General features: G+C 42.9%; 6 protein-coding genes and 1 pseudogene. 4 read left to right on the forward strand and 3 right to left on the reverse strand.

Going from position 1 to position 9,470, the window contains the following annotated elements; genetic code table 11:
- The first annotated feature begins 173 nt into the window (after window positions 1–173).
- On the forward strand, window positions 174–1,052 hold the full coding sequence (gene omp33-36, locus B2W49_RS03615) for a porin Omp33-36 (protein WP_291334396.1): 879 nt from the start codon (window positions 174–176) through the stop codon (window positions 1,050–1,052).
- Between the two features lie 88 nt (window positions 1,053–1,140).
- On the opposite strand, the gene B2W49_RS03620 is transcribed toward omp33-36, so the two are convergent.
- From B2W49_RS03620 to B2W49_RS03630, 3 genes are all read right to left on the reverse strand, one after another.
- The gene (locus B2W49_RS03620) at window positions 1,141–1,839 is read right to left on the reverse strand and encodes an ion channel (RefSeq protein WP_291334391.1); all 699 of its coding nucleotides are present in this window, start codon (window positions 1,837–1,839) and stop codon (window positions 1,141–1,143) included.
- A gap of 195 nt (window positions 1,840–2,034) precedes the next feature.
- Window positions 2,035–3,744, reverse strand: coding sequence for a cation acetate symporter (locus B2W49_RS03625; protein ID WP_291334392.1), 1,710 nt, complete (start codon window positions 3,742–3,744; stop codon window positions 2,035–2,037).
- A gap of 1 nt (window position 3,745) precedes the next feature.
- On the reverse strand, window positions 3,746–4,078 hold the full coding sequence (locus B2W49_RS03630; RefSeq protein WP_291334393.1) for a DUF485 domain-containing protein: 333 nt from the start codon (window positions 4,076–4,078) through the stop codon (window positions 3,746–3,748).
- Window positions 4,079–4,263: 185 nt separating this feature from the next.
- Between B2W49_RS03630 and B2W49_RS03635 the strand changes: the two genes are divergently transcribed.
- The 3 genes and pseudogenes from B2W49_RS03635 to B2W49_RS03645 form a co-directional block, all read left to right on the forward strand.
- Entirely contained in the window at window positions 4,264–7,755 is a 3,492-nt protein-coding gene (locus B2W49_RS03635; protein ID WP_291334394.1) for a PAS domain-containing hybrid sensor histidine kinase/response regulator, read from the forward strand.
- A gap of 535 nt (window positions 7,756–8,290) precedes the next feature.
- Window positions 8,291–9,058, forward strand: a complete 768-nt coding sequence (locus tag B2W49_RS03640; protein WP_291334395.1) for a hypothetical protein — start codon at window positions 8,291–8,293, stop codon at window positions 9,056–9,058.
- Between the two features lie 177 nt (window positions 9,059–9,235).
- A pseudogene (locus B2W49_RS03645) lies at window positions 9,236–9,470 on the forward strand (IS5/IS1182 family transposase); the annotation flags it as partial.

Below are 9,470 nucleotides of genomic sequence, written 5' to 3' on the forward strand. Positions count from 1 at the left end.
TAACGACTTTCGCAAGAGGTCTATAGGTCGCAAAAAATCTATTTGAATATTTTTTGAATAACAAAGTCAATTGGACTTAATTCTTTTAATAGAGTCCTGTTGGTTGATTGACTTAATAAATTGTTACACTAAAATGATCGGCGTTTCATCCATTTTTAACAAAACTGGTAACTATCATGAAAAAACTCGGTTTAGCCACTGCATTATTATTAGCCATGACCGGTGCTCAAGCGTACCAATTCGAAGTTCAAGGTCAATCTGAATACATCGACAATACTGTAAACGATAAGAATTTCACTGGTGCTGTTCAAGGTACTTACTACTTCAAAAATGTTGATGCAACTAAAGGTCCATTGGCTGAAGCTGCATTCTTAAACCAAGCGTCTAACTTCTCTTTAGCATACAACTATGGTGAATATGACGAAGATGGTTTTGATATCGTTTCTCACACATATGGCGCTAAAGCTGAAGCGTATGTACCAACTAAGCTTGTACCTGTTTATGCAAGTGCAGCATATAGCCACACAATTCATGACAGCAAAAACAACCTTAAAACTGATGACCAAGGCGACCGTTATGCCTTAGAACTTGGTGCAGTTGTTGCGCCTAACTTCTTGGTTGCTGTAGGTTATACAAGCGTTGCAGACCAAACTTCTTATGACGCTTTCAATATCCTTGCTAATGGTGTTGCTAAAGCAGCGCTTGAGTCAGACACAATCGATCAAGACCAAGACGCAATCACTGCACGTACAAAATACGTAGGTGCAATTGACGGCACCAATATGGCTGTTGGTTTTGAAGCAGGCCTTGTATATGGTGAAGACACGATGTACAACTTAAAAACTGATCTTTATTTAACACCAGCGCTTAGCGTAGGTGCTTCTTATGCAGAAACAAGTGCTGACGCTGTTGTCGATTCTGCTTGGGCTGCAAACGTAAATTACTTCATCACTCCTGCTGTTGCGGTAGGTGCGAGCTATGTAAATGCGAATGCTGTAGGTGAAGCACGTGACACACAAACTGTTGGCGTAAACGCTAAATTCCGTTTCTAATTTCATATTAGACACCGAAGTTAAAAAGACGCTCAGTTGAGCGTCTTTTTTATGCCTGAAATCTATCACGAAAATTTGTACGCTGTTTTTAGTCAGCCGAATTATCTTGGTGATGATGGGGTAAATGACTGATATATTGCAGTGCAATTAAACGTGACACGATCAATGCAAAATACATGACCCCGCAAAACATTTGCAACATAGCAATCACCCGTGCTTCTGGGCTGATTGGTATAAGATCAGATAAGCCTGTCGCAGACTGCAAACTAAAACTTAAAAACAGTAAGTCTAGCCAACTCTGCAAACCTGCGGCATTTGGATTCTGAAAACTTTGTGGAATCAGAATCTGGCAAATGCTATATAAAAAGGCAAATCCCCAAGCGATTAAGGTAAACACCGCTGCGGCAGCAAACAGCTCATCTTTAGTTAAATAGCGGTCATGGAACATATAGCGCAATAAACCATAAGCGGCACTAAAATAGGCTGCCGCTTCACACGCATGACTTATCACCAGAATAAGCGGATGCCGCACACCCAATAAAATAAAGAATGAAAAGAACAAGGCTGCATAAACAAAACTTAGACCCAAAACACTCAACATTGGCGTTTGTCGAATCACTTTGGCAATGAGCAGCAACACCAATACCCCCACCATCCAAGTGATAACTTTGTAAGGCATGTTGTGATGTGAAAAGAGTGAGAGTAGCAAAATCACAAACTGCAAAAACAATAGCCATGCCGAAGGTAATATCCGAAATCTTTTCCAGATATTGTCTAATATGTGCATACGCCTGCTGCCTATTCTTTTTATATTGCATTCAACATAGCAGCTTATTTAGTCATGCATTGCAATCACTCTGTATCAAAATTGCATATCACCATACCTGTATCCTTAAATACGCATCAGCATGCTTGTTCAAACCCAACATACAGCCATAAAAAAAGTCCCATGACTGGGACTTTTTTTGAGGTGTTTCAGACCTTAGTGGTCAGATGCACCAGAGATACCAATACCAGTTTGTGAGCGTACGAACTGTGCATCGAATGCTTTACGTTCAGCTTGTGCTTGCGCAGAGTTGTCAGTGATAGAGAACAACCAGCAGCAGAAGAATGAAAGTGGCATTGCAAAGATCGCAGGACCATTGAATGGATTGATTGGTGTGTCAGAAATTTGCAGCGTATCTACCCAAACTGCTTTAGACAATACAATCAAGGTGACTGCTGAAACTAAGCCTGCTACCCCACCAATCACTGCACCGCGAGTCGTTAAGCCTTTCCAGAACATAGATAGTACAAGTACTGGGAAGTTTGCACATGCTGCTACAGAGAATGCTAAACCGACCATAAACGCAACGTTTTGTTTCTCGAAAAGAATACCCAAGATCATTGCGAAGATAGCTAAGCCTAAAGTTGCAATTTTAGACATGCGAAGTTCAGATTCAGGAGTCGTTTGACCTTTCTTGAATACGTTAGCGTATAAGTCGTGAGAGATTGCTGAAGCACCAGACAATGTCAAACCAGCTACAACCGCAAGAATTGTTGCGAATGCTACCGCTGAAATGAAGCCCATGAACAAGTCGCCACCAACTGCATCAGACAAGTGCACCGCAGCCATGTTGTTACCACCAACAAGTTCTAACTTGCCAGTCACTGCCATTTTCGCAACATCAAGGAATTGTGGGTTGTTTGATACATAAAGGATCGCACCAAAACCAATGATGAAGGTTAATAGGTAGAAGTAACCAATGAAACCTGTCGCAACTACAACTGATTTACGCGCTTCTTTCGCATCTTTTACAGTGAAGAAACGCATCAAGATGTGTGGTAAACCTGCAGTACCGAACATTAATGCAAGACCAAGCGAGATTGCATCAATTGGGTTAGACGCTAATTTACCAGGACCCATAATGTTTGTAGCATCTGCCAAGCTCAAGTCATGTACTTTAGCGAATACTTGGATTGATTGCTCGAACATGTTAGTGAAGCTGAAGCCCACACCTTTCATTACCATGAAGGCCATGAAAGTTGCACCTGATAGTAACATCACCGCTTTGATGATCTGTACCCAAGTTGTTGCCAACATACCACCGAACATTACGTAAGCCATCATGAGTAGACCCACGATTACTACAGCAAGGTTATAGTTCAAACCAAAGAGTAGTTTGATTAACTGACCCGCACCTACCATCTGTGCAATCAGATAGAACGCAACCACAACAAGCGAACTAAATGCTGCAAGGGTACGTACTGGCTTTTCAGATAAACGGAACGAGACCACGTCAGAAAGGTTATATTTACCTAAGTTACGTAAACGTTCAGCAATCAAAAACAATACAATTGGCCAGCCCACCATGAAGCCCAGTGAATATAACAAGCCATCAAAGCCTGACATAAACACCATTGCGGAAATACCGAGGAACGATGCTGCTGACATATAGTCACCTGCAATCGCAAGACCATTTTGGAAACCAGAAATACCACCGCCTGCGGTATAGAAGTCCTTGGTGCTCGTGGTTTGCTTCGCTGCCCATTTAGTAATGAACAAAGTTGCGCCAACGAAAATCAAGAACATAATAATTGCTGGCCAGTTGGTTGGCTGCTGTTCTGCTGCACCTAAATCTGGTCCTGCAAATGCCATACCTGACATTAATACAGTAGACGCAGCCAGTGCTTTCAATGAATTCCATTTCATCTTAGTGCGGTCCTTTCTCATGTGTAATTGCTTCAACTTCACGCATCGCATCTTCATTCAATTGGTCAAGTTTGCTATTCGCAATTGATGCGTAAACCGCACATAAAATGAAAGATAAAACGATAATGCCCAGACCCAGTGGAATACCCCAAGTCGTCACGCCGCCAGAAATTGAACTCAATAAAAATTCTTTGTTATAGCCCACTAAAAGCATAAAACCTACGTACACAAACAACATGATTGCTGTTAATGTCCAGCTTAGGTTACTTTTTCTGCGAACCATTTCTTTGAATTTTGGGTTTTGTAGAATACGTTCTACTTGTACCTCATCCATAACCTGCTCCTTAAAGCGCCCTGCCTTAGGCGCAAATTTTTAATTCGAATTATTTCGAACTTAAAATTAACAATGTTGAGCCCCATTTGCAATTTAGACTTTGGTCGCTAAAAAAGTGATCAACCTCAGCGCAAAGACTATGGAATAGGCTATCATAGCCCTATTGTCGATACTTTTAAGGCATCATGAACAGCTGGCTCATTATGGGGGTTTTAGCCCTCTATATCGCATTACTTTTTATTTGTGCTTTCTATGGGGAAAAACATGCCAGTCGTTTAAGCACACGTGGGCGCATGCTCATGTTCAGCTTAACTTTAGGGGTGTACTGTTCATCATGGACTTTTTATGGCGCAACGGGAGCAGCCGTTCGTGAAGGGATCATTTTTTTACCGATTTATTTAGGCCCTCTGCTGTTTGTCGCTATTGGTTATGATATTTGGCGACGTTTAGGTCGCGTGCGACAACACCACGCCATTTCATCTATTGCTGACTTTGTTGCCGCACGTTATGGAAAAAGCGGACCACTGGCATCACTGGTCACAATTTTGGCCGTGATTGCAATTATCCCCTATTTGGCTCTGCAATTACGTGCAATTGCACTCAGTGCCGCAGTGATTTTGGATCAAAGCACCAATGTCGAAAGTACCACCAATGCGGTGTTATTCCTAACAGGTTTATTGGCTATTTTAGCGATGCTATTTGGTACCCGACAAATTGCCAATACCGAACAACACGGCGGCTTAATGCTCGCAGTTGCCTTTGAATCCTTTGTCAAATTATTTGCCTTGCTTGCTGTGGCCTTCTTCTTTGTATTTGAAGCGCCCGACAATATTCATCAAATTGCCAATGATGTTTCAATTACCTTTCATGAAGTGCAGCTGTTTGGGGTGCCTGAAACCTTCTGGGTGCAAACCTTATTGGCGGCCTTAGCGATAATTTGTTTGCCGCGTCAGTTTCACGTTGCGGTGGTCGAACTGCGCGATGAAAAACATATTCGTGGTGCGCGTCGTTGGTTTGCCGTTTATCTGATTTTAACCACCATCGCGATTGTTCCAATTGCCAGTTGGGCTTTACATGCAGCTCCGCAATATTTAGCCATCCCCGATGTGGCGGTTTTGTCTTTACCACTTAGCTATAACCAAGACTGGCTGACGCTGTTGGCATTCTTGGGGGGATTCTCCGCCTCGACAGGCATGCTGTTGGTATCTTCGGTAGCACTGTCGATCATGCTGAGTAATGACCTGATCATGCCTGCCTTGTGGCGCTTGGGCATTTTCTCACGCCATGACAAGCGTTTGCCTTTGGTGCTGAAATTCACCCGACGCATTTGTATTTTAGTGGTAATGCTGCTTGGGTTCCTGTTCTTCAACTTCTTTAACGATATTGATCAGCTTTCTGTGTTTGGCTTGCTGGCCTTTAGTGCAGTGGCGCAGTTCTCCCCTGCCCTAATTGGTGGTTTGTATTGGCGCGGTGGCAGTAAGCAGGGCGTTTATGCGGGCTTAATTGTCGGTTTTACGATGTGGGCCTATACCCTGCTGCTTCCGACCATTTTACGCAGCCTGCCAAGTCAGTTCAGCGAGTTTACCCGTGAATTTTTACTATTTGGGCCTTTGGGCATCAACTGGTTACGCCCTGAAGCATTGCTCGGCTTTGAATCTTTTGCACCGCTCACACACGGAGTCGTTTGGGCGCTTGGTTTAAATATTTTGTTATATATTTGGGTGTCACGTATTTTTCGCCCAAGTGTGGCAGAACAAATTCAAGCCGAAAGTTTCTTTTATTATGAAACCAAGCCTCTGCCAACCCAGAACATCAGCAACGAGGTCAGCTATTCACATCAAGATGTAGCACGTTTAAAAGTAGGTGATTTAATCACGCTGGCAAAACGCATTACAGGTGAATCTCCAACCCGACAAGCCTTTGAACAGTTTAGTCAGCAAAATAATGTGGTGCTGAATGAAAACGCCAACGCCAACGGCATGTGGTGGCGTTTTACCGAACAATATTTGGCAGGTACTATTGGCGCAGCATCTGCGCGTACCTTACTCACCACTGCTATGGTCAATAACGGACTCGCTTTAGCACAAGTTGCAAACATTCTTGACCAAGCCTCACAATGGCAACGCTTTAACCAAAACCTAATCATGACCATGATTGACCACATGACCCAAGGTGTAAGTGTGGTCGATGAAAATATGTGTTTGGTTGCATGGAACAATCAATACCTCAAACTGTTTGATTATCCTAAAGATATTGTCTATGTCGGTTGTCCAATTGCCGACTTGATTCGCTATAACGCAGAACGTGGTGAATGTGGCCCTGGCTCGATTGAAGAACACGTGCGTAAACGTATTCACTGGATGAAAATGGGCAGCGCGCATGAATTTGAGCGCATCCGTAAAGATGGGCGTGTGATTCAAATGCGTGGTAATCCAATTCAAGGGGGTGGTTTCGTGACCACCTTTGCCGATATTACAGCATTCCGTGAAAACGAAGCAGTACTTGAAGCACGGGTACAAGATCGCACACAACAATTGGCCGATGCTTTGGCCGAGCAGCAATTGGCACGTGAACAAGCCGACAAAGCCAATATGTCCAAAAGCCGCTTTATTGCCGCTGCCAGTCATGACTTATTACAGCCGATGCATGCAGCGCGCTTATTTAGTACAGCTTTAGAGCAAAGCATTCAGTCCGATGAAGACCGTAAAACCTTACAGCAACTGGATCGTGCCTTGCATGGTGCAGAAAGTATGCTTTCGGCCTTGCTGGATATTGCCCGTTTGGAAGGAGGTACGATTCAGCCGAAACGTCAGGCTTATCCACTGCATGACTTACTCAGCGATTTAAGCCTGCAATTTAAATCTATTGCGGCACAACGTGGCATTGAATTTCGTGTGCATGATGTACAGTTCTGGATTGACACTGACCCGCAATGGATTCGTCGTATTATTCAAAACTTTGTCAGCAATGCGCTGCGCTATACCGCTAAAGGGCGTGTGGTGGTTGGGGTATTACGTTCCACAGAACATCCCCAACATATTCGGATTGGGGTGTGGGATACAGGTCCAGGTATTGCCGAAGAACAACGTATTAAACTGTTTCAGGAATTTGAGCGTTGTGGGCATACTTCGCCTTGGGGTGAGCAAGGTCTAGGTCTTGGGTTGGCAATTGTGCAACGTATGACCAGTTTATTGAACTACCCTGTGCATGTCTATTCGGAATTGGGCAAAGGCTCGTGCTTTATGATTGAAGTGCCGATTGTCGAAGCACCAAAAGTGGTGGCGGCACCTGTGCAAGTGGTACCATCGAAAACCAAAGCCTATAAAATTTTGTGTTTAGACAATGATGAAACCATTTTGGAAGGCATGGCGACCCTGCTGAGTAAATGGGGCTATCACGTATTTAAAGCCACCGAACCTGAACAAGCAATTGAGTTGATTCAACGTGAGCACATTCAAGTTTGGTTGGTCGATCAGCACTTAAATGACGATAAAATCGGTTTAGATTTTATTCTGGAACATCGTCAAGCTGATGTACCTGTGGCGTTAATTACTGCTGACTCTGATCCAGAACTACCGCAACGCTTAAAAGAACTCAACATCATCTTACTGAGAAAACCATTAAAACCAGCATCACTACGTTCTTGGTTATCGGGTCTGAAAATTTCAGGGTCTTGATTCAGCTACCTGACTTTGGCTAATTTTGGGCGTTCATCCCACAGAAATAAAGCTAGGATGAGCGCACTGACCTAGTTACATTTTCTGGTTTGGTTACATTTGCCAGTACGATGACGAGGCTTCACTTTACATAGCGAAATATGGCTACAATGAAAATCCAACACATTTGCTGTCAATATTGACAGCAATTGACCTGATGCAGCGCCCCAATTAACCAAAGTTTTCAAAAATACTGTGTTTTAATGCGCTACAATTCACATTAAATTTCATGATAAGATTCGCTATGGCAAAGCCTGACAAGATTGTAAGCAAATGCACCCAAACTTGCTTACAATTTTTTTAATTGGCGATTTTATAAAAGCTTTTCTAAGCACATTGCAACATATTAGACTTTAGTCTTATACACCCGTTGACGATCTGCGCGCATAACTAAGTACAAGAAATGATCAGCGCGTTCCTCTCCAAACTACATCCAAACACATTGCTTGCCCTATCAGCGTTGATCGACCTGTTTTCACGTTTTAGGAAGAATCTCATGAATACCGTGAACCATGAACAGCAGCTCGCAGAACAAACACAGCAGCTACAGCGTCAATATGGCGTGAATGCCCTATTGCCCGAAATTCATTGGGATCGTCTGTTTCAAAACAGCAAACTCAAAGCTCCCCATCTACAAGCGCTGAATACCCTGTATCAAACTGCGGTGCCCTTAGCCCTGCAAGTCTTTGAGGAACTCAATTTTGATGTGTTTCGTCCTGCGGCGTATCAACCACAGGGTTTAGGTCTGTTCAACAAACTTTCAGCACAGGAACAGCAATTACTGGATATTTTGGAACAAGAAGCGCAAGGCTTAGATCAAAGCACCCGCCAACACATTTGGAGTATGTTATTACGTGGTGGTGCGGTACTGGTCTTTAAAGCATGGTTAGGTAAAGTCAAAACTGATGAGGCACAACTCGATACAGCTCAATTTGATGAATTGTCCGATTTACTGTTCATTAAAACCTCACCTTTTGAGTTGGCAGAACGCTTAAAGGTCGATGCACATGTACCCACTGAACATATTTTTCTACTGTATGGCAATGACGTGTATTTAGACCGTTTTAACAGCCTTGAAACTGCAGCCTTATTTGTCGATTTAGGCGTGTATGATGCTGCATTTTTAAGCCTGAGAGATGACCACATTGCAAAACACCTGATTGGACAAGGCTATGTCAGTCAGCAACAAATTGATGAATTGCAATGTGCCTTAAATCCTTTGAATTGTGCCGATTTAAATCCAAAGCAGAACTATATTGCTTAGGCTCAGTTGACGAATCAAATTCCAAGTGATCACATCACAAATACTATTTCAAATAAAAACAAGGCGTGCAATTGGCACGCCTTGTGGCTTATTTCATTTACAATACGAATAGGTTTTGCTTAAAACGTCACACGCTAGACCTCTTGCGAAAGTAAAAACTGCCTCAATATAGATTCCATGAAATATCAGAAATTAAACCGTTTTTCAGATTCTGAATTCAAGCGCTTGGTTGGCGTACCTCGACCAGTTTTTAGTGAAATGGTCGAAGTTTTAAAAGAAGCAGAATCACTTAAAAAGAAATCTGGGCGTCCTCATACTTTAGCTATAGAGGATCAATTATTATTAACACTCAATTACTTACGGAATTACAGCACTCAATTGGAATTGGCTGCAAATTACCATATCGCTGAAA

Origin of the sequence: Acinetobacter sp. UBA801 (genome assembly GCA_002296655.1) — a bacterium.
In the GTDB taxonomy this organism is placed as follows: domain Bacteria; phylum Pseudomonadota; class Gammaproteobacteria; order Pseudomonadales; family Moraxellaceae; genus Acinetobacter.